This is a genomic window from Vibrio thalassae (assembly GCF_900089835.1).
GTDB classification, from domain to species: Bacteria; Pseudomonadota; Gammaproteobacteria; order Enterobacterales; family Vibrionaceae; genus Vibrio; species Vibrio thalassae.
Genome location: NZ_OANU01000159.1, coordinates 1 through 23683 on the forward strand (window position 1 = coordinate 1; position 23683 = coordinate 23683).

Here is a 23683-nt window from a genome sequence, read left to right on the forward strand (position 1 = left end):
GCTTGGCATAAAACGTTGAGGGATTGAGTTCATTGAGCTTACAAAATGCACGCGTTGACAATGAACTCGATTCAGATTGCTCGATGAGCATTTGCCATTCTTGATTAGTGTGTCGTTTTCCCATTTCAAATCTCCTCATGGTTGGAGATTTGATCTTATTATTCGTGCTAGGTGATTAGAATGCGGGGTTTATGACGCGCTTACGTTAATCATATTGCGCTATATGAACTAAAATTACGGCTTACGTATTCGTGAGTGAATTAATTAATATGTTAATTATCAATTTTCTGAAACACAGACGGGTAACGTCTGGGTTGAAAGCCTTTCACTTAGCCAAGTAAGGTGTGTGGCCATCAATTAAGGTCACCATATCAACGCGTGATTCATCGACAATGTTGGATGTCGCATAGTACGCCTGATAAGGCCAACCATAGGTGTTTACAATATCTTTACTAGTGATTAAATCACTTAGTTCTTGTTTATTTACTCTACGCCAGTTGTTACGGCCATTAAATTCAATGTTTGAAAGGTCCTGGCAGTAACGGGCATACTGGCTTTGTGTGCCGATTGCATCGCTAATTCCATTTTCGGCATGTCCATCATTTCTCATATAGGTAAATAGTGTTCCGTTTAAAGAGGTATATCCCGAATGTGTATAATCTGTATTGTAAGGCGAATTATCGGGTGTATATCTTAGAACATCAGATATAACCTCTTTTCTAGGCGGTTCTGTAAACTGTACCCTCTCGATGAATTTAAAGGGTTTATTGCGGGTGATATCAACCGAGATGGTCGCAGTGATATGTGTTACCTTGAAGATGGGCTTTATTGTGGAATTAACCAAGGGCAAGGGAATTACGCCTCAGCGACTAAGTGGAGTAACGACTTTCAAGGCAGTGCTTGGGAAGAGGCTCAAAACCACGCATCGTTGAGCTTACTTGATATTAATGAAGACAGTTTTCAAGACTTGTGTGCGTTCAATGAAACCGGGTTTTTCTGCGCATTAAACAACCAAGGGCGAACGTTTGATTCAGGACGTTACTGGAGCCAAAACTACACCATTAATGATGCCGTAAGATTGCTGGATGCGAATAGCGATGGTTTGGCGGATGTGTGCCGGGTGGAATCCGATAAAGTGGTTTGCGCCAACAATACAGGGCAAGGACTGAGCGCCGATTATGTCTTAATGGACCAAGGTTACCCGTTAGAGAAAACGTATCAGTCAACTTCCTCTGGTTTTGGAATTCTTGACTTCGACCCCGTGAATCTGCCACAAAGCCAATTCATTGATATTAACCAAGATGGTTTTGCTGATTTATGTGGCGTGAAACTTGACGGCCATTTTTATTGCGCTTTGGGTCAAAAATCCGGCAGCAATACACTCTCTTTTCAAGCTGCTCAACGCTGGGCAAGTCAATTGCCCATTGGGTTAAAAAACACCACCTCACAATCACCGAATCATAATACCCACGAGCAAGACGTCAAGGTGGTTGAGCAATTGCAGCGCACCATGAACCTTGTCGATGTGACTGGTGACGGCTTAGCAGAGCTATGTTACCGACAAGGAAACGACTTTGTTTGCCATCAAAATACCGGTCAAGGCTTTGAGGCTGCGAAAACATGGTTAACGCTTGACCAAGACCATTTTAAAATCGACACTGGCAATGAGAATAACGTGTCGCAGGTGGAAGCGTCCATCATGCTGTCTGACCGAAACAGCGATGGCTTGTCTGATTTGTGTTACATCGCTGGAGAGCGCGTGTATTGTGCTTATGGCGATGGAAAGCATTTTAATTCGCCGACTGTGTTAGCCACGTTAAACGCCGACCTGGATTTGCTAAAAGATAAGATGTCGTTCTCAGGGAACTTCATCAAAAAATTCTTTGGTATTAAAACTACGATTTACTCTATGGCTGTGAATAACGTTTACGGGCCGTTCAAAAAAGGCGTCGACGCCAATGGTGACGGATTACTCGGTGATTGTTATCGCTCTATCGATGGGTTGACATGCCTCTCTTATGAGTTTGAACCGCTGGCTTTGCTCAAATCGGTGACGTCAGGGTTAGGTGTGAAAAGTGAGTTTGAGTACGGATTAACAGGAAACGCCTCTGTGTTCCAAGGGGCGCAAGCGCCTACCGGGCTTATTGCGCTTGAGCCAAATTTTAAAGTGGTCAAGGCACTTGAGCACAGTAATGGCATAGGAGGTATGAACCGCACTGAATACTTCTATAGAGGGTATCACGCTCATCCTGATAAGGGCCTGCTCGGGTTTGGGGAAATACAAACCCAAGATTTAGCGAGTCATACTCTTACCTCGACCGTGACCGGGTACCGTAGTGATTGGACACCTTATGTTGAGCGCACGCAAACGCGAATCAATAACCAAAAGATTTCACAAAGCGAGTTTGATTATAGAGAGGTGGCGTCTCCTATCGCCGGGCAGTCTTGGCCACAAATGATTGAAAGCCGTCAATCTGCTTGGGATACATCAGGAAACCTTTTGACCCACACGGTCACGCAATATCAAGGTTACGACGCGCTTAATTTCCCCGATACCATCACTCAAACGGTTGACGATGGTAATGGTGAACGATTTGTTGAAAAAACGACCACGCGTTATCAACATGATACGCAACGCTGGTTAATCGGCAAACCTCTTGATGTGTCTGTGACCAAATCCAATGGTCACGACTCTCAAACAAGAAACACAGCCTTTTCTTATGATGCAAATACCGGGGCTTTGGTTAAGCAAACCATTGAGCCTGGGCATGCACTCTCGTTAACGACGCAATTTGACTACAATGCCAGTGGTTTTCGCACCTTAGAGCGTACGACCGGCAGTGGTGAAACGCGTCAATCCACGACCCAGTACGATGCTTTAGGTCGAGTGACGAAGCATACAAACGCCCTTGGTCACTTTGTCACAACCACTTATAACAATTTGTGTGGATTGCCTGACACCGTCACCGACGCTAATGAGTTGACGACCCGGTTTGCGTATGACGATTATTGTCGAGAAATTAAGAAAACCCTGCCCGATGGTAACTGGGTTGAGCAAGTTTATGAATGGAGCGATGGTGCCGATGCCGGCCTAGACCAACACGGATTGACGCTGGGTGACCGCAGTGTCTTCATGGTGACCACGCAAACCTCCCAGGGCGGTTTGTCAACCACATATTTCGATAAGTTGGGACGTGAAGTACGCACCAAGCAATTGAACGGTGATGGCAAAACCGTGATGGTTGATAAGGCTTACGATGAAAAAGGCCAGCTTGTTGGGGAAACCGTGCCTTATTTTGAGGGGGCTTTTGCAGGGGATGCGACGTTCTGGTTACAAACCACTTATGACGCGCTAGGTCGACCTACAACTCAAACTCAACCAACGGAAGATGTCGGTGACCTTGTTGCGACCACTCGCTATCAAGGCTTAACCGCAACAAAAACCGGTCCCGGTACCTTTGAGAAGGTTGAGCAAACTAATGGTTTGGGGCAAACGGTCCAAATCGTAGAAAATGGTCAATCAACCCTCCGTTATACCTATGATGCAGTCGGTAATCTCACTCAAACGGATGCCAATGGACTGATAACGGAACTGAGTTATGACCAGTTCGGTAATAAAACCAAGATGATTGACCCCGCAATGGGCACTTGGACGTATGGCCACAATGCGTGGGGGGAGCTGGTTTGGCAAGCGGATGCGAAAGGGATGTACACCAGTTTCAGGTATGATGCACTCGGTCGTAAAATCAAAGAATATCTCTCAGATACTCACGCGCGTGGACGATATGAACCCAATGAATGGCAGTATGACCAATCGTTAAAAGGCGCTCTGGATGCCTCCAGCAGTCACCATAGCCAACGTCGTTATACTTACGATGAATTGGGACGCACTCAATCGATGACCTTATCTATTGATGGCTCAGAGTACACGACCTACTACGAGTACAATGAAGCAGGCCGTCTCAGTCGGGTGACTTTCCCGTCGGGGATGAACTTAGATAAAGATTACGATGTGAATGGCCTGCTTAAGCGAATGAGTATCCCTAATTCTGATATTTGGGATAGCCAATACCTGCAAATTGAGGAGGCGTTAAAAGCCACCTCAGAGCGCATTGTTGAACTCGAGATGCAGGCTTATGAGCTTGAGAAAAGTGCGCAATTTTATATCGAAGAGTCTGAGCGTTTGCGTCAAGCGGCAGAGCAGTTGTTTGCTAAAAGTGATGATTACCACCGTACCGCCGACGAACTCAGTGCCAGCGCGAACTCGATATTTAGAAGTGCCAATATTAATGCTAACCGCGCCGCGAGTTATCGCAATAGTGCACAATATTACTGGCGAGCTTTTGGTAATCAAGTGTTCAGTAACTACAAAACACAAAATGGTTACGCGTATTACAAATATGACCGATGCACTAAAAAAGATTGGAAAGGGAACTGCAAAAGGAAAGAGTATTTTACGGCTAAAGTACCACTGTGGATGGTTCAGACGCGTCGTTGTACAGCAGGGAAATGGGGTTCATACTGTTATAATGGCGCACAAGCCAGTATTCTTGCTTCTCAGGCTGCGCCGGGACAAAGTGTTAATGCATATCTTACAACTACAGCTGAAGAAACTGCTCAAATCGGTGCGGGTGTTCTGTCGAATATGGCGATAGCTGTTGGTGCCTTAAATCCCGCCGCAGGAATGTTTATGGGTATTGGAGCGTGGGGCCTAGACTCCAGTTGGAGTAACTTCATTGGCATGATGATAGGACCTGCGGGTAAAGTCGGAGGAATCATTGACGATGCCCTATATTTCGGCTCGCCTGTCATTAAGCAGACGGTAGATAATGTGGGGCATGTGAATGACGCAATGAATGTCGGTTGTAATACGGTGGTGAAGTGTGACTGAACAAGATGAAAAATGGGATACCACAGCGGTATATTTCGTACTTTGGATTGGTGTGGCAATTCTCATCGCAAAAGAAGATTATATCTTAGCGGTCCTATCAGGGGGGGGATATATAGCGTTGGTCGCATTTGCCTCAGCTTTGAAGCCAATCAGAGAAAAGTACCCACTGTTAATGTTGTATATTGCGGTATCATTTGGTTATCTTTTCGGGATTGTATATGTATTCCAAGCCTTTGGGATAAACAATCTTTGGAGAACTTTAGTTACATTCCCTTTACTATGCTTTGGTTACTGGTTTGCTACACGAAAAGTACGTCCTATCTTGAAGGAAAACAAAAATGGGTGATTTTAAGAAATTATATCGCGTGCTGATGTTAACGTTCCTTGTAGGTTGCGGTGGAGGAAGCGGCGGTAGCAGCTCTTCTTCTGCAAACTCAGAGGATAGTGTCACTCGTTACAGTAGTGATTATGCAGCGTCTGATTTACGGGTGTTCTTCAACTTATCAGCAACGAGTTCATCTGAGGCAGAGGTCACGGGGTATGTTCTTGGCAACGATGATTTATATGTGACTTTAGCCGATAACGATGAGTTAGTGATTACGGTCGACAATGTACCTCAACCTTTGCTCTTATCAAGAGATGAGGTGGTGGAGGGAAGTGGTAGTTATGGCGGTGAGTATTACGCTGCAACGATTTCCGCTTTAGCAACTGAGTATAACGTTAGCTTTGTTCGGGGTGGCGTTGAAATTTCTCAGTTGACGGCCAATGAACTTCCTCTCCCTTTTGACCCTATCGTGAGTTTGACAAATGAAGTTGTTGATGTGTCATTTTCGCCAGAGGCAGGTTACACATACTCATACTCAGGTGAAAAACTAAGTTGCTCAAATGGTGTAGAGACCAACGTAAGAATCGCCGCACCAGATATTAACAATGGTGAGCATCTACTTAATTCAGGTTCTTATAATAAAACCCTGAATGAAATATTTGGTCAGACTCAAGCTCAGCTAACTCAAGGTTTTGATAGCTGTATATTTACGATGGATATTATAGCGAGTAAGGACTCGTTACCACCTCAAACTAATGGACAATTAACTCTTGATGTTGCTCAAAAGAGAAAGATAAAAATAGAGCTTTAATCTTGTTATAGAGAACCTGTCTAGTGATCTAGCGCCTTTCTCTTTGTTGAATGATTTAACAAAGAGAAAGGCGTTATTTTTTTGAATAAATATTCAAAAAATGGTCATATCTGTTCCTGCGCCAGTCTGATTTTGAAGTTAATGCAGATTTTGAAGTTAATGCTCTAAGTAATGACAGTTATTACACTTCATTAAACAAGAACGACTATATTGACCAATATTTTCTAATGTGTGCTTAATCATATGAATCACCGAGAAATGGCGTTAGTATGTATGAAGCCTATAACAGTATTATGTTCTTATGATTGTATTTAATTGTACCAAAGCTTCTGCTGACTTTTTTACCGTGACTCGAAGTGGTGAAAAGCTCACTTGCCTAACACCAGCGCCCGACAAAACAATTGCTGAGTCGATGGAAAAAGATCTATCTCATGTGAGTTTTAGTTATGATGATGACTTGAAGCGAACGGAAGTTTTTCAATGGCAGTGGGTGGTGCATTGCGTTTCAGTAAAGCGTAAAAAGTATTTTCTTGTTATGGACTTTGATACTCGTTATTGCTTGGCGTTTGCCGCAGGAAGAAAAGGTGACGAAATCCACTTCTTGAACCAGTTTGAAGAGCAGCTTAAAGCTAATTTTCGTTATTTTATCGACGTAAACCAATCTTCGCAGGAACTTGCATCAGAGCTTATTGATACGTATGACCGATATACTCAGTCGGTGGCTTTTCATCAGAGAAATGACCGAAGTGTTCAGGCTCATTTAAATGAGGTAGCTTGGCATTTTGAGGGTTTATGCAGTGAAGTCGGAATGCTCTCCGATAGGATGGATTTCTTACGGTTTAGCGTTACCGCTGGCAATATCCCAAGAAAAAAGAAGGGGGAACAGTCTTACTTCTACGCCAAGGACAATTTTTACCAATTTTGGTTCGATCACTTTCATAGTAGTGGTGAAACTGCTAATAATAATGTGATTGAAATGTTGACTCCCTCTAATAACAGTGGTTCGGGTAGCAGCTGATTCAGTGTTTAATTTAATTGGATGGAATCCGTCACCTTGATGATATTCGCTTGTTCCACGCCTCATTCGTTAGGCTTTGAGGTTTCATATTAGTTTCAAGAAAACAGTGAGCACGGGAAACACATCTTTGCCCCTTTCCGTGTTTGCTGGCTATCTTCGTGGAACAATAAATCTAGCGATAAAACTAGATCGAAGATAAAAAGAACGTCCTCTCATTAGCTTCTCGAAACCACTTATCCATAAATTTTGCGTCTTTTCTGCGGTGAAAGCGTCTTATTGATACAACCAATTAATAGGAAACTTCCATGAGCATATCGTTCATTGCGTTGAGCGCACTTTTCTTCGGATTCTATGCGCTTCTAGCGACATTTAAAAAACAGAAAAAAACATTCAACTTCAGAGTGCTAAGCGCACTAGCTGCTGGATTACTATTTGGTGGTGCTATTCAAATGGTATTCGGAGTAGGGAATACTGCAACGGTGGGATTTGCTGAGCTTATATCAATGTTCGGTAAAGGGTACATTAAGCTGCTGCAAATGATTGTGATTCCATTGGTATTTGTCGCCATGATTTCATCCATTATGAACGTGGATGGTAACAGTGCCTTATCTAAGATTGCGCCTAAGATTATCGGCGTATTGATAGTGACCGTGGCTATCTCAGCCATAGTAGGCATCGCAAGTGTTTACCTATTTGGGATTGATGCTAATGCGCTTGTCAGTGTGGTGGGCACGAACAGTGCTATTGAAGCTCGGGGTGATTCATTGCTTGCCACACAAGATGCAATGGCAAATTCAGGCCTTTCGGGTTTAGCGCTATCGATTATTCCTTCCAACATATTTGAAATGCTTACTGGGTCTGAGCGTACGTCAACGTTATCGACCGTGCTATTTGGTATGTTCCTCGGTTACAGCATTCTACAAGTGAAGAAACGTAAGCCTGAAAAAGTAGAGAACTTTGTTGCTTTCATTAACTCGGCAAAGGAAGTAGTACTGTCCATGGTTCGCGAAATTCTTAAGCTGACACCTTACGGGGTGTTCGCGTTAATGACCTCATTTATGATGACCAACGACTTGTTTGCATTGGCTGAAATGGGCCGCTTTTTACTGGCGAGTTATGCAGCCATTGGTGCAATGTTCTTGATTCACTTCATCTTAGTGTCGGTATTTGGCTTATCTCCGATCGCGTTCATGAAAAAAACGTGGCCGGTGCTTGTCTTTGGCTTTGGCTCTCGTTCAAGTATGGCGGCGATACCACTAAACGTTGAAACTCAAACTCAACGTCTTGGTGTGGATGAAGAAACCGCAAATATGTCTGCTACGTTTGGTACCAGCATTGGCCAAAATGGTTGTGCCGGTATTTACCCAGCCATGCTCGCCATCATGGCTGCACAAGTCATGGGCGTACCAGTTGACATCAGTTTTATTCTGCAACTGATCGTGGTGATTGCGATTGCATCATTTGGTATTGCTGGTGTTGGAGGCGGAGCGACGTTTGCTGCTGTTGCTGTACTCACCATCATGGGGTTAGACATTACCGTGGTTGCCATTCTAGTTTCAATCGAAGCCTTGATTGATATGGCACGTACGGCACTGAATATTTCAGGGTCAATGCTCTCAGGTGTCATCACCTCTAAGACAAATGGTTCACTGAATATTGAGCAATACTCAGCTGACAGTACTACCACAACAAGCGATGAAATCGCAGCGTAGAGCAGATTGAAACATATCAATATTTAACACCACTTAAGAGAAGTACGTCGTTAATGGTCGTATTTCTCTTACTTATCTTGTTCAACCTTGGAAATATGAGATGAAAGTAGTCGTTGTTGGCGGAAACGCCGCAGGAATGAGTTTCGCCGCAAAATACAAAAGAAACCAACCATCAGATAACGTTATTGTGATAGAGAAACGGGATTACCTCTCTTTTGGAGCGTGTGGATTGCCTTATTTCGTGGGGGGGAAGTTTGATGATACCGAGCGAATGATTTCACGAACCCCGGAGCAGGCAGTGGCCTCAGGGCTAGAGGTTCGAATGGACACTGAAATGTTGTCAGTCAATCGAGTTGAAAAGCAGGTAGTAGTGCGTCACCAAGGTGTCGAGAGTGTGCTTGATTACGACCGTTTGATCATCGCCACAGGCGCTCGTCCAGTCGTACCAAATTTTGGTGAATACAATGATGAGCATGTGTATACGTTAACCAGTCAAGAAGATGGGTTAGCGCTCAAAAATGCATTAAAAGATAGCCAGAAACAGCGTGTCGCAGTGATTGGCGCAGGTTTTATCGGGTTAGAAGTGTTCGATGCGGCGCATGATCTTGGTAAACACGTCACGATTATTGAGCGTGAGTCGCGGATCATGAGTCAGCAATTTAGCCCTGAAATGATTGATGTGGTTGAAGAGGCGATTCGTGAATCAGGGGCTGATTTAAAAACAAGCACCAGTGTATCGGCTATACGAGATCTAGAGCAAGGCGGCTACATTATTCACACAAGTAACGGTGATGTTGAAGCGGATATCGTTGTGCTATCACTCGGGTTCAAACCGAATACAGAAATGTTCCCACTAACGAAAGCGGCCAATAGTGCTTTGTTAGTGGATGAGTACGGTGCGACTGAAGATGCTTACATTTATGCGGTGGGTGACTGTGCGGTAGTGCATCATCTAACACTAGGCGAAACTACTTATCTACCGCTAGCAACCACGGCGAATAAACAGGCTCGCATGATGGCCGATAAGTTAGCAGGGAAAGACACGCATATGGTAGGGTTCTTGGGTTCTTCATCGCTCAAAGTTCTTGATTATGAATTGGCGCGTACTGGCATTTCAGAACGGATGGCACAGGCTCACAACATGAATGTCAGTGTGTCGACGATCGCTGACAAAAACCAAACCGATTACTACCCAGGACAACAGGATATTAAGGTTAAATTGATCTATCAGCCAGACACAAAAGTGCTTCTTGGCGGCGAGATAATTGGTAAAAAAGGTGCGGTAAGTCGTATTAATGCTCTAGCCGTTGCAATTACTGCAAAGTTTACAACCGAGCAGCTGGGCTATTTAGATTTTGCCTATGCTCCACCATTTTCGCGTACATGGGATGCCTTAAATGTGGCAGGGAATGTGGCGAAATAATAGTTGGCGTTTGTGAGAAACCCTGTAGGTGGTTTGGCTGCATGGCAAGAAGCTTCAGAGAATGGTTGATTAAATCGCGTGGTTTTTACGCTTTACATCTTCAATATTTCGATTATTATCGAAGTGTTTTGATTTCGTATCGATAATTGAGGAAAAGCTATGTTAGCGGAGTGGATTACACACAAAGACCAACTAAGAAGTTACATAGTGAAAAAGACGGGTGATCTTGATTTAGCTGATGACATCTTGCAGGACGTTTACATCAAGGCCAGTCAAAAGGTTGAACAGCTAAAAACGAGAGATAATCTTCAGAACTGGCTGTATCGTATAACTCATAACACGATTATGGACTTCTATCGGACCCACCAAACCCATGAAGAGTTGGTCGACAACCAAGCAGAAGAAGAAACTTCTTCTGAGTTAATTAACCTGCAAGAGGTGGCGCAGTGTTTACGTCCAATGTTTGATTGCCTGCCTGAGAAATACCGTCAAGTGATGATCCTTGCAGAACTTGATGGATTGTCGCAGCAGGCTGTTGCTGAACAGTTAGGGCTATCACTCTCAGCAACGAAAAGTCGCATTCAACGAGGCCGGGTGAAGCTAAAAGACATTTTAACGGATTGCTGTAACATCGAAGCAGGAGGCGAGGGAATTGTCGACTTTGACCCTGATCCAAAGTGCGTAGACTTCTGCAAAGCAAGCGCGATGAATGAATTTGATCATGAATCAGCCCAGGCGACTGCTCAGATGATTTCTTGAATACGGGGGCGTGCAACTGCGTGATTGTTACTACAACGCAGTTGTGACAGCCTCACCATCTTCTTCAATGGCACATTCCCTCCTAAATCACACTACCATCAACATTAATATCAAAAAGTACGACATTTTTTGCGTCTTTTTCTGTTTTGTAGCGTCTTAACTGAGTGAATAACTCTTTTATCGCATAAGACAAATGAAGAAAGAAACCACCCCAATTGAAGTGGAGACTCTGGTTGATGAGTCGTTGTTAGCATTTATCACCAGTGATGATGTAAAAGATACTCTGCAAGGTGTTCGCCGTGGAATTGAGCGCGAAATGGTTCGAGTGACACAGAGTGGTGCGCTTTCTCTGCGGCCTCATCCTGAATCTCTAGGTTCAGCACTGACTCACCCATATATCACCACCGATTTTTCGGAAGCACAGTTGGAGCTAGTAACACCTGCGGTGACCGATAGAAAGGAGACATTTAAAACATTGGCTTCGTTACACCACTTTGTTGCGTCACATCTGAGTGAAGGTGAGACAATGTGGGCGGCAAGTATGCCACCGGCCCTACCTCTCGATAATGATATAGCGATAGCAAATTATGGGACATCAAATGCGGGTATAGCGAAGACTCGTTATCGTGAAGGGTTAGCGAATCGTTATGGAAAGAGAATGCAGCTTATTTCAGGCATTCATTACAATTTTTCGTTACCAGAGTCTTTCTGGCAGGCACTTCATACTCATACAGAAAGTCAATTGCCGTTAGAAACCTTTATTTCTGAGCGATATTTTCATCTGATCCGCAATGTTCTACGCAACGGTTGGATTATTCCGTATTTGTTTGGCGCTTCACCGGCGGCGGATAAGAGCTACCTGCAAGATCGACCTCACGCATTAAACCAGTGGGGTAGCACGACAGATTACTTCCCATGGGCTACATCGCTACGATTGAGTAAATTGGGCTATGGGAGTAGTGAACAATCTCGCTTCCCGATCAGCTTTAATAACAAACAAGACTATCTATCCGGTCTATGCCACGCATTAACTCAGCCAAGTGATCAGTATGCTCATTTAGCTCAGCATCAGCAGTTGAATGGTTCGGTTCTTCAACTCGAAAATGAACTGTATGGTTCTGTTCGACCTAAAATTGTTAATGCACAAATGCGTCCTTTGGTTGCCATGTGTCATTACGGGGTGGAATACATAGAGTTGCGCAGCTTGGACAATAACCCTTTGTTACCACTTGGTATAGATGAACTTCAAAGTCAGTTCATCGACCTATTTTTGCTGTATAGCGCACTCACACCAAGCCCTGAAATGAGTGAGCAGGAAAGCAAACTGATCATGCAAAGACAAGAGCTGGTGGCAATGCAGGGAAGGAAGCCGAATTTGATGCTGCCTACTGTGAATGGCGACATGTTACTGACAGATTTGGCTAAACCACTAATGGGTATGTTAGCTGAAATGGCGAAAAGCCTAGATGACGCGCAGGAAACCAATAGCTATGTAAAGGCAGTCATGCGTGAACAAGCAAAGTTTGACGATAGCCAATTAACGCCCTCTGCACAGATCCTAGCGGTTATGGAACAAGAAAGCCTAAGCTTCACGACGTTAATGAGAAGGTATTCAGGCGAACACAAGCAAGGCTATTTGAACGATACGCTTTCTGCCGAAGAAATGACGCAACTGCAATCGCTTGTGGACTACTCGCTGGCTGAGCAAAAACGGCTAGAGGCTGAAAACGAAACCAACTTTGATGACTATTTAGCTCAAAAAAGTCAAATTGATTGCGAAGTCCCTTCTCGAGGTGATGCCTCACAATCAATGCCGGAATATTTAAACCCATCTCAAGGTAATAAAGAGCACGTAAATCCATTATGAATATTCTTTGGAAGTTAAAAGGCTACTTAACAATGTTTGGCCGAGACTACCTCATTGCCCTTGTGGCTCTTCAACTGGTGGCTTTAGTCAATTTGGTTCCTTCATGGTTAATTGGCCGCATAGTCGATGGCATTAGTGAAGGAACATTAGATACACAAATCCTAGTTATCCACGTTGGTGGGATCATTGTTTCGGGCGCTGCAATGTATGGTCTGCGCTTTGTGTGGCAAAGCAAGTTATATGGGGCGTCTATTGCGATTACTCGTGTGATGCGCAGTGAGCTATTTCAAAAGTTCTCACAGCTCGCTCCAGCCTTCTATGCTCGCCGCAGTACTGGTGATTTAATGGCGCATGCGACCAATGATCTGAATGCTGTCGAAGAAACCATGGGCATGGGTATTATGACATTGGTGGATTCGTTCATCGCAGGTATGACTGTTATTTTAGGGATGATCTTTGTTGTCAGCGGTCAGCTCACGGCCATTGCATTGCTTCCCTTCCCATTGTTAGTGCTGATCACTCGTCGTTATGGTGTGCAGCTACATAAAGCCTTTGGCTGGGCGCAGTCTGCATTTTCTGATTTGACGGAAGAGACACGTGAAACGGTATCGGGCATTCGTGCGGTTCGTTCACATGGTATTTCTGGTCGTCAAGAACAACGTTTCGGACAAACCTTAGACCAAACGGTCGATGCCAATCTTACTGTGGCGAAAGTGGACGCAGCGTTCGCTCCAACAATCCAATTGGTTTATGGCTTGTCGTTTGTGATCGCTCTCGGGTACGGCGCATGGTTAATCGAACAAGGTAGCATCACAGTTGGGCTATTCACGACTTTCACTTTGTACCTTGGTCAACTGCTGGGGCCATTTATGCAGTTTGGTTGGCAGTTTAATGTCTTTCAACGCGGAAAGACATCTTGGCGGCGACTTGAGCAATTGTTTGCTGAAAAGCCGGACGTTGTCGAAGGTAAAAACACGCTAGCCCCAGGTTCAGATTCAAGTATGTCATTTGATATCCGTGAGTTTACCTATGAGCAATCAAATCGAAGAGCTCTGGATAACGTCAAGTTTGAACTGCCGTCAGGTGGGGTAGTGGGCATTACTGGGCCAACAGGCAGTGGCAAAAGCACACTTCTGCATCTGGCTTTACGTCAATTTAAACTTGAAAAGCCATCTAGCATCCACGTATCAGGTATGCCAAGTGATAGCCTCACCTTTGATGCCTTGCGCAGTAAATTGGCATGGGTTCCTCAAAAGCCGTATCTGTTTTCCGGCACTATCGCAGAGAACATTGCGTTGTCGAAACCGAATGCGTCGCTGTCAGAAATAAAGCATGTGGCGGATATGGCAGGCATTCTCGCAGAGATTGAAGCGATGCCAGACGGTTTTGATACCCCACTTAGAGAGGGAGGAACCAATCTATCGGGGGGCCAAAAACAGCGATTGACACTTGCCAGGGCACTTCTGTCGGATGCAGATATCCTGTTGCTGGATGACCCTTTCAGTGCGTTAGACATGAAAACAGAGGTGCAGGTTCGCCGAAATTTAAAAGCGCATTATTCTCATAAAACGATGCTGCTAGTCACCCAGCGTCTGACCAACCTTATCGAAGCTGACCATATATTAGTCTTAAATGATGGTCAGGTAGTAGAGCGTGGTTCTCACTATGAATTAGTGGCAAATCAAGGTTGGTATTCGATGGTTTATCAGCGCCAAAGTCAGTTAGGAGGCAAACAATGAGAAATAGCACGCTTTATCGTCGATTGTTGGCGTTTTCATTGCCTCATAAAGCGCGTTTTGGCTTTGCATTCGTCATGTTGGGGCTTGCGGTCACTGCTGAAATGACGATCCCTTGGCTGGCGAAAATTGTACTTGATGAAGTTATTGTGCCTCAGCAGTTTGAGTGGCAACAGCTTGTCACTTTGATTGGGCTGGTTATGGTTTTCTACGTGTTAGCTGCGGTGTTCGGGTATTTGCAAGCCATCGCTTTTAAACACGGTGCATTGTTGGTGGTCAAAGATGTGCGAGAGCAGTTATTTCGTCATGTGTTGAACTTTCCTATCGCGACATTCGACAAGTTGCCGACGGGAAAGCTGGTCTCTTACATAACTAACGATACAGAGTCACTGCGAAATATGTTCGTGTCGACGCTCCCAACTGTAGTTCAAGGTGCGTTACGCATCATGGCGATTTTTATCGCTATGGCGTTATTGGACTGGCGTTTGATGTTATTGAGCTTGGTGTTGATCCCTGTATTACTTATGACCATGCATCTGTATCGCAAGATTTCAACGCCAGTATTTGATGGCATTCGAGTTCAAGTCAGCAACATCAATGGCCAAATCAATGAGTCGTTACAGGGAATGGCGTTGATTCAAGCGTTTCGCCAGCAGAAAAGCTTTCAAACCAAGTTTGAGAAAGAAAATCAAAGCTGGTTTAACTTCAGGACCCAGTCAGTAGCCATTGATAGTTTGATGTTGTTACCACTGACACGTTTAATTGGGACGCTGACCGCAGCAGGTATTGTTGCCTGGTTTGCTGGGGCTTCAATGTCGACAGTTGTTGAGGTTGGTACGTTATATGCCTTTTTGAATTACGTTGAACGCTTCTTTGACCCGTTCCGCCAGTTATCGATGGAACTGCATAAATTGCAGGTTGCCACAGTATCGTCAAAACGTATTTTTGATTTACTGGACGATAAATCTGAGGCTCATAATCAAGTGATGCCTGAAGTTAAACTCAACGGTAGCGACGATATTGAGTTTCGCAACGTCACCATGGGATACGAAGAAGATAAACCTGTACTTAAAAACGTTAGCTTTACAGCGAAAAGTGGTGAGTTCACCGCAATTGTCGGACATACCGGCAGTGGGAAAAGTTCCGTGATCAATCTGTTAATGCGTTTTTATCAGCAGCAGCAGGGTGACATTTTTATTGGCGGGCAATCGCTTCAAACTCTTCCAGAAGCACAGTTGCGTAAGTTGTTTGGCTTGGTATCACAGGACCCAACCATCTTTAGTGGCTCAATTGAAGATAACATTAATTTATCTCAGGATGTTCATACTAATTATGAAACGAGTACAAACGCATTAGCGAAGAGCCGTGAGAGAGCGATTCATGCAGCCCAATTGGTGCAAGCAGACCGCTTCATTCATCGTTTACCTGATGGTTTTGAACACAAACCGGGTAATGGCGGTGCCTCGCTTTCCGTTGGGGAAAGACAGTTATTGGCTTTAGCTCGGGCGATTTCCCACGACCCGAAAATATTTCTACTTGATGAAGCCACGGCGAATATCGACAGTGAATCGGAAGAAGCGGTAAAACAGGCGCTGGATAATATCCAGGACGGTCGGACCGTCATTGCCGTTGCACACCGTTTATCGACGATTCAAAACGCCGATCAAATCTTGGTGATGAACAGTGGCAAGGTAGTACAAAGAGGAACGCACCGAGAGCTGATTAATCAAGATGGTGACTACCGAGATTTGTACCTAAGTCAAAAAGCGCAAGAAGAACACGACACTCAGAACAGCACGCTTGGCCTAACGTCCGTAAGCGCAGCATAAGTGATTAAATATGACGAGCAAGAACATTATGAAAAACCAAACAACGTACATCAAATCTAATGATACTGATCAAGCACAATTTGTATCTGAGCAAGTGATTGAAGACATTCTTGAGTGGGAAATCATGCACGGCGTAGCGTTTCGTCAGGCTGACAATACTGCAAGACATGTACCATTTAGTATTGCGCCAATGACAATGGAACGTTCAACGTATGACCACCTACGTAAGGTCACACCATTGATTGCTAAATTGGTGAGCAACGTTTCTGAAGATCATCGTTTTCTGCAAACCTCATTGAGCGATATGGCGAAAGCCGAACCGTTCTTCGGTCGTTTAATGGAGCTTCACCAACAAGCTCACGGTGATGCAACAGACCCTAAGCAACCCGCTCGTCAGCCTCTGTTATTAATGAGAACAGACTTTATGGATGACCGCCAACACGGGGCAAAAGTCATTGAGTTTAATGGCATTGCTGCAGGGATGGGGCCCTTTGGTCAACGTGCTTATGAGCTGCATAGCTTTGTGAAAAACCAATGGGGTAATGTTTACCGAGAGTGGCTAGAAGATGATTCAGCAACCCCCGCAGATAATCAAGGGTTAGAACAATTAGCCCTAGGCATCGCAACGGCAGCAAAAAAGGTTCAAGCCCATTTTGCAGGTTCTAATGTTAATAGTGAAAATAAAAATCCTGATCAAAAACCGACGTTCTTAATGATCGTTCAAAAGGGTGAAGATAATGTGTATGACCAACACCTTTTGGAGGTGGCACTACATAAGATGGGGGTTCGTACTGTTAGGCGAACATTCGAACAATTGAGCACCCAACTTTCAAGTGGTGATAACCAACGTCTTATCCTTGATGGGATTGGCGCAATTGATACCGTGTATTTGCGTGCTGGTTATCAATATTCAGATTACTGGGCGCCAGAGCTAAACGAAGATGTCTGTTGTCATACATTAAGCCAAACTCGTCTGTTTATTGAGCAACATTACGTGGCGATCAATGCCACCATCAGTCAACAATTAGCGACCAGCAAATCAATGCAAATGATACTGACGCAGATGTCTGCCGAAGCTTATGCTCAATGGGGGTTATCGCCTGATGAAGCCAATCTAATCAAAAGCGTTTTGGCGGATATGAAAGCCATCACGACAGAGAGCATTAAATGGTTTAATGAAAGGGCAGACAAAAAAGAGTGGGTATTAAAAAACCAAGGGGAAGGCGGTGGCCACTGCGTATTTGGCGAGGATATTAGTGCTACTTTAGAAACGCTAAAGCCAGAAGAGTACAATGCGTGGGCATTAATGCAGCGCCTGTACCCACACGAACGTGATACCCCAACCATTGCCGTAAGAGATGGCAAGCAAACGCTAGTTAATGATCTTGTTAGTGAAGTGGGTCTCTTCACTGCGCATTATCAAGGAGAGCCCGTAACTGAAAATAATGGTTATGCCGGATACTTAATACGCAGTAAGCCTGCCAGTGAAAATGAAGGTGGAATCCATAGCGGGCAGGGTATTTTGGACTCGTTAGTCCTGATTGACCAATAACTGGCTTTAATTTTGGTGATGTACAGCCTGAGTACAGGTTGTACATCAGCGTTAAGTTCAAATGGGTGAGAGAGTTGTGGGGAATTGGATTGGTAAGTCGATACCAATGCTTGGATTGAAATGCATCTGTTTGATGGCTCTATATCGAGCCATGTTACGAAATTAGCCCCCTACCGCGCGATTTTCCAGTACCTAGATTGCTAAATTGGCAAAGCCGCTAACTCAGAAATGTGCGTGCGACCTGAAGTCGTATGAAGCGTTGTTCACTACGATAAGAGTGAACCATCTGTATCACCAGATGACCCTAGGTTTCTGAATAAAGCAGCGGAACCGACAATGTAACGAAACTCAGGCGTTAGCTGAGTGGGAACGGAATCGTGAGAAGATGTTCCTCCTGAGAACCACAGCTCGGGTGAGTGCTAGGGAAATGATATGAACGCCTCCCCAACCTACGGAGGCTGACGATGATTCGATTGACGAGGAAGGATACTCCCTGTCACGGCATCAAAGTGCCCAGTATGGTTCAATTTAGTGAACAATCGACATTGGGAGTATCCAACATGAACAGTAACGTATTTGGTGTTGACATCGCAAAACAAGTTTTTCAAATTCACTGGGTCGATCAAGAAACCGGTGAAGTTCACTCTGACAAAGTGAAGCGAAAAGATTTTGTTCAGTACTTTGCCAACCAACAACCATCAATGATAGGAATGGAAGCTTGTGGTGGTGCTCACCACTGGGGAAGACTGTTTAAAGAAATGGGTCATACCGTGAAGCTGTTGCCAGCAAAGAAAGTCAAACCTTTCGTTTATGGCAATAAAAATGATGTGGTAGATGCTCGTGCGATATGGACGGCCATGCAACAACCAGACATGAAGTTTATTGCAGTAAAAACTGAAGAGCAGCAAGCGATTCTTAGCATTCATCGCATGCGAGAACTGCTGGTTAAACATAGGACGGCGCAAATAAACTCGATACGCGGTTTGTTGACCGAATTTGGCCTAGTGATGCCAAAAGGCAAACAAGCATTTAAGGAAAAGCTACCAGATTGTTTAGCAAAACTGAAAGAGGATACGCCAAGTGCCTTTATGTGTGCCTTACAGGTTCAAGTGGAACGATTAACTCAGTTGGACGAAGATATTAAACAACTGGAAAAACAAATCCAAAGCTGGTTTAAGCACGATGAAGATTGTCAGCGTATCGCCAAGGTCCCAGGTATTGGACCACTCACTGCCACGGCACTTATCGCTTCCATGGGGGATGCGTCAGCGTTTAAATCTAGTCGAGAATTTGCAGCATGGGTAGGCATGGTTCCACGACAAACAGGAACGGGAGGCCGAGTGCACTTACACGGGATTAGCAAACGAGGCGATGTGTATTTACGTACTTTGCTTATCCATGGGGCGCGAGCAGTGATGACCCATAGTAAAGAAAAAAGTGAATGGCTCGTGTCTTTGCAAGCAAGACGACCGAAAAATGTCGTGACGGTTGCGTTAGCTAACAAGATAGCTCGAACCGTTTGGTCATTAGTGGCCAACCAAACCGAATATCAACCTTGTTAAGCAAGACTGACTACTAATTTAAACTAACACAGGATGTTCGCAGAAAATTTGCCAAGGTGTATCAAAGAGTAATGACAAACAGGTAAGACCAAGCCTTATAAAACCTGAATACTGACCAGAGCATTAAGCTCGCTAGGGAAATGAGGAATAAGGCTGCGGAAATCATTAGGGTCGGCAGAATGTCTGCCAATGTAGACCGAATATAAAACTGCCACCTAACCATGTTTGAAAATAACTCAATGATGACCTAGCAAATGGGGAAGCGTTCATATAAGTCAATATGATGAATGTAATGTGAATCCATTTAAGGCGCGTTATATGATGAAGCAGCGGAAGTGGTTAATACGCTGTAGCCAAAAGGCAACGAGAGTCGGAAAGAGATTGGACATTACTCTTTCGTGGTCATTGCACTCTCCGCACCATTGTGGGCATCTAAGTTGACATTTTACGCGACATACGGAACAGGGTAAGCCTGTATATCTCCCTATGGGAAAGCAGCCTGTGAAGGTTGCCGATAGGTATGCAGGTAAAGGAGGTTAGAGAAAGCGAATGCCCTTTTGTAATGAAGGGGATACAGGTTTATATCTGGCGCGAAAGCGAGCTGACTTCTAACTGGTCTCCCGTTGCGAGATAGCTTGAAGAACTTTATTAAAGGAGAAAAGCAAATGATGATTTCGAATGAAATTAGTGCGTCTTCTGACAACGAACCGTGGTTTCTTATTCATTAAGTGGCCATTGGGACAGTTTTAAAGCTTTGAGTGTGTATCGCAAAGGTAATTGTTACTGGGTGCTTAACGGTGCCTTTGTGGAGGTTTGAGCCGTATGCAGTGAAAGTTGCACGTACGGTTCTGAGGAGGGAGGCACCTGGTAACAGGTGCCGCCTATCCGACAGAAACGAGCTAGCTTTCATGGCTAGCTCAATTTTGCTTCATTTCATTAGAATATGAGCCGTGTTTGAATTTTGCGCTGGCTCGTAACTTAATCGAGAAACTAAATTTCATGCCGACCATTTACATAGATTTTAATCGAGGCCCAAAGTGCTGATACACATAGTCATTATCGAAACCGTCGACATTCTGGCTAGAGAAGATAAGTGGAGTGACACCTTGCTTTAACGCTTCTTTTTGAGACTCTACAACCAGCATATTCATGATCATCATGCCTGCTATACTGGAGAATGCCCCTGTCACTTTACCATTCACATTACACAATCCATCACCAGGAGGAACCTGATTGTCGATAACGATATCGGCAATATCCATCAATTTCAGTCCTGAATTATGGCGACTTGGGTATTTTGATGACTGTTCAACAGACGTAATCGCGATAACCGAATGACCTTTCGATTTGGCAATTTGGGCAAATTCAATTGGCAGCGCATTGCGCCCAGAGTTGGAAATTACCATAACCACATCATTTAGGGAAATATTCTGATCATTCCAAATCACTTCAGCCAGACCAGACAACTTTTCCATTGCTGAGCCTCTTAAAGCGCCATCATTAGTAAGCAGCACTGAGTCCAAAATAGCGTTGATATTACCAAGGCCTCCCGCACGAATAAATCCCTCTAAACCAATCATATGCGAGTGGCCAGTTCCTAGAACTTGTATCATGTCGTCTTTAACTATGGCTTGAGTAAACAACTTGGTTGCCTCCGCTAAAGCCTTTTGGTTTGCTTCTACAAGGGAGGTAAGTTTTGGCAGTAAGCAATTTAAATACTCGGACATTTCTGGGTCTCCTATACTGTGCCGACCTTATAAACATACCAGCTCTAAAACTCACATCTGATACTATTCCAACGACTTGTGATACTTTTATTGATTAAAGCCAATTGTGTATAATCATGCATCTAACTGATAAATCGGCAATGATGCTATTAGAATGAAAGCAACAGTTCAGAAAATACCACAAAGGCATGGCTGGTCATGGCGCTATAAGATGTTCAAAGAAGTCGTCAAACCAGAAGACTGGCATGTTCATCAAGAATTTGAACTGGTTTTACATAGAAATTTTCAAGGAAAATCAAGGATCGCCCATTTCAAAGGGCTGATTGAGCACAACGAACTGCTTTTACTGGGTCCTGAGGTTGCTCATAGCTTTGAATCAATAAATTCCCATGGACAGAACCCATGTGAGGCTCATGTAATTTGGTTTAGCAAAGAATGGATTGCCAAACTGATGTATAGCTGTGTCGAACTAAGGCCATTAGCGAGTATTATTAGAGATGCAAATAAAGGCGTGAAGTTCTCAACGCAAACCGCAGAAAAAGTTTTTCAACACCTCAATAATTTTGATGACCTTACCCCTATCGGGCAGCTTGCGGTTTTGATCCAAGTTCTAGGAGAACTATGTGCCGATCAATCACACACCATTCTGCTCTCCTACGCATCATCAGCAGAAAAGGAAAAGTCCAACTACGATTTCAGCAAGATAGCTCAAGTCTGTAAGTACATTGATAATCATGACAAATAATCCATTCAAAGTATATGCACAAGAAAATAGAGCATTTGAAAAACCTCTTTTCTTCTTTCATGTTGTAGCTCAAGGTGGTGTGCATTCAAGTCGGCCAAGGAATTTAGAAGCCCAGTATGGGAAAAATAACTACCGTATATATTTGGTCGGCAGTGATAGCGCTAATGATCTAATTAAAGATGTCCTTAATCAGCATTCAAGAGTTAAAAACGATGTTGATTATTTATCTCTACATCAATTGCTTTCATCAAAACTTTGGTCCAATAAAGTAACTTACTCAGAATTGCTAATGCACTCAGTAGATCTTGGATTATCGAAAGAGGAAGTTATTTCATCATATATACGAATGAGTAGAACTGATTCAGATTTGTTTCCCGACTTTATTCAATTGATAACGGATGACTCTAAGCATGAATTTACGAATACAATTTTAGATTCATACCTTGGAAGTCAATGGCATGTACCTATACTTTGCTCGATGCTTTGTGGGGTGAGTGAAGATAATGATAAATCAGACCATTGGTCATCAATGCTAGTTGAGTGGCAGCGTAATAATGCCTATATGCCAATGATTACACCATCATTTGGGTTGTCTAGAGATTACGATGAATTCATCCTTGGCTGTGCCCCTCAGTTAATCTGTTTGTGTGTTGTCTTATCTTCTAACAAAGGTGAGTTCCAATCTGATTTAATAGAAGCGCTTGAAGAAAGCTTAGATAAAGTTGGCATTTGTTGGGCTGGCTTAAATACTGCAATTTATTTACTTCATATTAGTGCTGCCTTGGAACTTTCAACTACGTATAAAAAAGCTAAGTTTTACTTAGAAGAATTTAAAGACATATCTGAAACCAATATATACGAACCTCCCTCTGTTGTTTCTGTTATGGAAGGTGAATTTGATGACTACTTTAACCATGGAAATGGCTTGGCAATTCCTTCAATGGAAAGTTTTGCAATCTCATGTGTAAAACAGTATCAAAATAATTCCTGTGATTTGGAGTCTTTAGTATTAAAAGCACTCGATGATGATTCATATATCTACGAATGGTCAAATGATTTACTTGGTTCACTTTGGACAAGGATTGCTAACAAGGCATTTAAACGGAACTAAAACAGTGGGTTACGTTTCGCTTCGCTACACATTTTAACCCACTATTTTTGTCCGCTTAATGCGGCGTTAGCTGTTTTTGCTGCGCACCAGAGAAATTGCGAAAAGGGCAATGTTATTGGCTAAGAAAAAATCAAAAAGGAGTTAGACATTGAAAGGGATATTAACGGGTTACGGAGTTATTTTATTTCCTGCATCAGTTGGCGCGTTTGTCGGCTTTGCTCATGGAACTCCAGCAATTTATGCAATTTTTCCTCTGTTAGTCTTATCATGGTTTCAGACTAATCAACAAAAAGAAATAAAAGAACTTAAGTCAGAGATTAGAAAAATGAAGTCATCGCTAAAAGGTGATGATTGAGCGCCAAATGTAATGTGGTGCATAAATGGCAAACATTGCGGTACAGCAGCTAACAAATAAGGATTAAGCGTTGCGTAGCCAACGTTAAATCCCAAGTGTTGAACAAGCCCGAGCCTCTATATAAGTAAATTGTGCGATCTGCTCTAGAAGGGTGGCGGCCTTGATGCTTTTCTCAAGGCGAGCGCAGGTATTGTAAGGTGGAGAGTTCCGCCTTATCAATGGGTTAACTGGCTAATGTTGGTTCTTAGTGGCTGTTTCTC

At 43.7% G+C, this 23683-nt stretch carries 18 protein-coding genes; 15 read left to right on the top strand and 3 right to left on the bottom strand.

The window, feature by feature from the left end; genetic code table 11:
- Together tnpA and VTH8203_RS23085 are read right to left on the bottom strand one after the other, a co-directional pair.
- Positions 1-124, bottom strand: a 124-nt coding sequence (gene tnpA, locus VTH8203_RS25280; RefSeq protein ID WP_442478231.1) for an IS66 family insertion sequence element accessory protein TnpA, incomplete at its 3' end; no start/stop codon positions are given.
- Positions 125-325: 201 nt separating this feature from the next.
- Positions 326-610, bottom strand: coding sequence for a hypothetical protein (locus VTH8203_RS23085; protein WP_096995720.1), 285 nt, complete (start codon positions 608-610; stop codon positions 326-328).
- 192 nt (positions 611-802) lie between these two features.
- Here VTH8203_RS23085 and VTH8203_RS23090 point away from each other — a divergent pair, with 192 nt between their 5' ends.
- From VTH8203_RS23090 to VTH8203_RS23145, 12 genes are all read left to right on the top strand, one after another.
- The gene (locus VTH8203_RS23090) at positions 803-4891 is read left to right on the top strand and encodes an RHS repeat domain-containing protein (protein WP_244181315.1); all 4089 of its coding nucleotides are present in this window, start codon (positions 803-805) and stop codon (positions 4889-4891) included.
- On the top strand, positions 4884-5237 hold the full coding sequence (locus tag VTH8203_RS23095) for a hypothetical protein (protein ID WP_096995721.1): 354 nt from the start codon (positions 4884-4886) through the stop codon (positions 5235-5237). Before VTH8203_RS23090 ends, VTH8203_RS23095 begins: the two co-directional genes overlap by 8 nt.
- Positions 5230-6027: a hypothetical protein gene (locus VTH8203_RS23100; RefSeq protein WP_096995722.1), complete on the top strand. Its 798-nt coding sequence runs from the start codon at positions 5230-5232 to the stop codon at positions 6025-6027. Before VTH8203_RS23095 ends, VTH8203_RS23100 begins: the two co-directional genes overlap by 8 nt.
- 301 nt (positions 6028-6328) lie before the next feature.
- Positions 6329-7045, top strand: a complete 717-nt coding sequence (locus tag VTH8203_RS23105) for a DUF6933 domain-containing protein (protein WP_096995723.1) — start codon at positions 6329-6331, stop codon at positions 7043-7045.
- Positions 7046-7350: 305 nt separating this feature from the next.
- Entirely contained in the window at positions 7351-8757 is a 1407-nt protein-coding gene (locus VTH8203_RS23110; protein WP_096995724.1) for a cation:dicarboxylate symporter family transporter, read from the top strand.
- A gap of 100 nt (positions 8758-8857) precedes the next feature.
- Positions 8858-10180 (top strand): CoA-disulfide reductase, encoded by a 1323-nt coding sequence (locus VTH8203_RS23115; RefSeq protein WP_096995725.1) that lies wholly within the window; start codon positions 8858-8860, stop codon positions 10178-10180.
- A gap of 159 nt (positions 10181-10339) precedes the next feature.
- Positions 10340-10939, top strand: coding sequence for an RNA polymerase sigma factor SigZ (gene sigZ / locus VTH8203_RS23120; RefSeq protein WP_096995726.1), 600 nt, complete (start codon positions 10340-10342; stop codon positions 10937-10939).
- Between the two features lie 193 nt (positions 10940-11132).
- The gene (gene gshA / locus VTH8203_RS23125; protein ID WP_096995727.1) at positions 11133-12806 is read left to right on the top strand and encodes a glutamate--cysteine ligase; all 1674 of its coding nucleotides are present in this window, start codon (positions 11133-11135) and stop codon (positions 12804-12806) included.
- On the top strand, positions 12803-14545 hold the full coding sequence (locus tag VTH8203_RS23130) for an ABC transporter ATP-binding protein (RefSeq protein ID WP_096995728.1): 1743 nt from the start codon (positions 12803-12805) through the stop codon (positions 14543-14545). The genes gshA and VTH8203_RS23130 overlap by 4 nt, the downstream gene beginning before the upstream one ends.
- The gene (locus VTH8203_RS23135; RefSeq protein ID WP_096995729.1) at positions 14542-16371 is read left to right on the top strand and encodes an ABC transporter ATP-binding protein; all 1830 of its coding nucleotides are present in this window, start codon (positions 14542-14544) and stop codon (positions 16369-16371) included. Before VTH8203_RS23130 ends, VTH8203_RS23135 begins: the two co-directional genes overlap by 4 nt.
- Positions 16372-16399: 28 nt before the next feature.
- Positions 16400-17923 (top strand): glutathione synthase, encoded by a 1524-nt coding sequence (locus VTH8203_RS23140; protein WP_096995735.1) that lies wholly within the window; start codon positions 16400-16402, stop codon positions 17921-17923.
- A 560-nt stretch (positions 17924-18483) separates the two neighbouring features.
- Entirely contained in the window at positions 18484-19485 is a 1002-nt protein-coding gene (locus VTH8203_RS23145; RefSeq protein ID WP_101913387.1) for an IS110 family RNA-guided transposase, read from the top strand.
- 1010 nt (positions 19486-20495) lie between these two features.
- Here VTH8203_RS23145 and VTH8203_RS23155 read toward each other — a convergent pair.
- The gene (locus VTH8203_RS23155) at positions 20496-21212 is read right to left on the bottom strand and encodes a sugar isomerase domain-containing protein (RefSeq protein WP_096995732.1); all 717 of its coding nucleotides are present in this window, start codon (positions 21210-21212) and stop codon (positions 20496-20498) included.
- A gap of 154 nt (positions 21213-21366) precedes the next feature.
- Here VTH8203_RS23155 and VTH8203_RS23160 point away from each other — a divergent pair, with 154 nt between their 5' ends.
- The 3 genes from VTH8203_RS23160 to VTH8203_RS23170 all read left to right on the top strand — a co-directional run bounded on the left by VTH8203_RS23160 (position 21367) and on the right by VTH8203_RS23170 (position 23423).
- Positions 21367-21957: a cupin domain-containing protein gene (locus VTH8203_RS23160; protein WP_244181316.1), complete on the top strand. Its 591-nt coding sequence runs from the start codon at positions 21367-21369 to the stop codon at positions 21955-21957.
- Positions 21947-23068 (top strand): hypothetical protein, encoded by a 1122-nt coding sequence (locus VTH8203_RS23165; protein ID WP_096995733.1) that lies wholly within the window; start codon positions 21947-21949, stop codon positions 23066-23068. The genes VTH8203_RS23160 and VTH8203_RS23165 overlap by 11 nt, the downstream gene beginning before the upstream one ends.
- Positions 23069-23216: 148 nt before the next feature.
- The gene (locus VTH8203_RS23170; protein WP_096995734.1) at positions 23217-23423 is read left to right on the top strand and encodes a hypothetical protein; all 207 of its coding nucleotides are present in this window, start codon (positions 23217-23219) and stop codon (positions 23421-23423) included.
- Positions 23424-23683: the final 260 nt, after the last annotated feature.

What these genes read in the sequence shown, in the direction of transcription:
- VTH8203_RS23085 (WP_096995720.1), bottom strand. Translation starts at nt 610, where the DNA reads ATGAGAAATGATGGACATGCCGAAAATGGAATTAGCGATGCAATCGGC.
- VTH8203_RS23090 (WP_244181315.1), top strand. Translation starts at nt 803, where the DNA reads ATGTGTTACCTTGAAGATGGGCTTTATTGTGGAATTAACCAAGGGCAA.
- VTH8203_RS23100 (WP_096995722.1), top strand. Translation starts at nt 5,230, where the DNA reads ATGGGTGATTTTAAGAAATTATATCGCGTGCTGATGTTAACGTTCCTT.
- VTH8203_RS23105 (WP_096995723.1), top strand. Translation starts at nt 6,329, where the DNA reads ATGATTGTATTTAATTGTACCAAAGCTTCTGCTGACTTTTTTACCGTG.
- VTH8203_RS23110 (WP_096995724.1), top strand. Translation starts at nt 7,351, where the DNA reads ATGAGCATATCGTTCATTGCGTTGAGCGCACTTTTCTTCGGATTCTAT.
- VTH8203_RS23115 (WP_096995725.1), top strand. Translation starts at nt 8,858, where the DNA reads ATGAAAGTAGTCGTTGTTGGCGGAAACGCCGCAGGAATGAGTTTCGCC.
- sigZ (WP_096995726.1), top strand. Translation starts at nt 10,340, where the DNA reads ATGTTAGCGGAGTGGATTACACACAAAGACCAACTAAGAAGTTACATA.
- gshA (WP_096995727.1), top strand. Translation starts at nt 11,133, where the DNA reads ATGAAGAAAGAAACCACCCCAATTGAAGTGGAGACTCTGGTTGATGAG.
- VTH8203_RS23130 (WP_096995728.1), top strand. Translation starts at nt 12,803, where the DNA reads ATGAATATTCTTTGGAAGTTAAAAGGCTACTTAACAATGTTTGGCCGA.
- VTH8203_RS23135 (WP_096995729.1), top strand. Translation starts at nt 14,542, where the DNA reads ATGAGAAATAGCACGCTTTATCGTCGATTGTTGGCGTTTTCATTGCCT.
- VTH8203_RS23140 (WP_096995735.1), top strand. Translation starts at nt 16,400, where the DNA reads ATGAAAAACCAAACAACGTACATCAAATCTAATGATACTGATCAAGCA.
- VTH8203_RS23145 (WP_101913387.1), top strand. Translation starts at nt 18,484, where the DNA reads ATGAACAGTAACGTATTTGGTGTTGACATCGCAAAACAAGTTTTTCAA.
- VTH8203_RS23155 (WP_096995732.1), bottom strand. Translation starts at nt 21,212, where the DNA reads ATGTCCGAGTATTTAAATTGCTTACTGCCAAAACTTACCTCCCTTGTA.
- VTH8203_RS23160 (WP_244181316.1), top strand. Translation starts at nt 21,367, where the DNA reads ATGAAAGCAACAGTTCAGAAAATACCACAAAGGCATGGCTGGTCATGG.
- VTH8203_RS23165 (WP_096995733.1), top strand. Translation starts at nt 21,947, where the DNA reads ATGACAAATAATCCATTCAAAGTATATGCACAAGAAAATAGAGCATTT.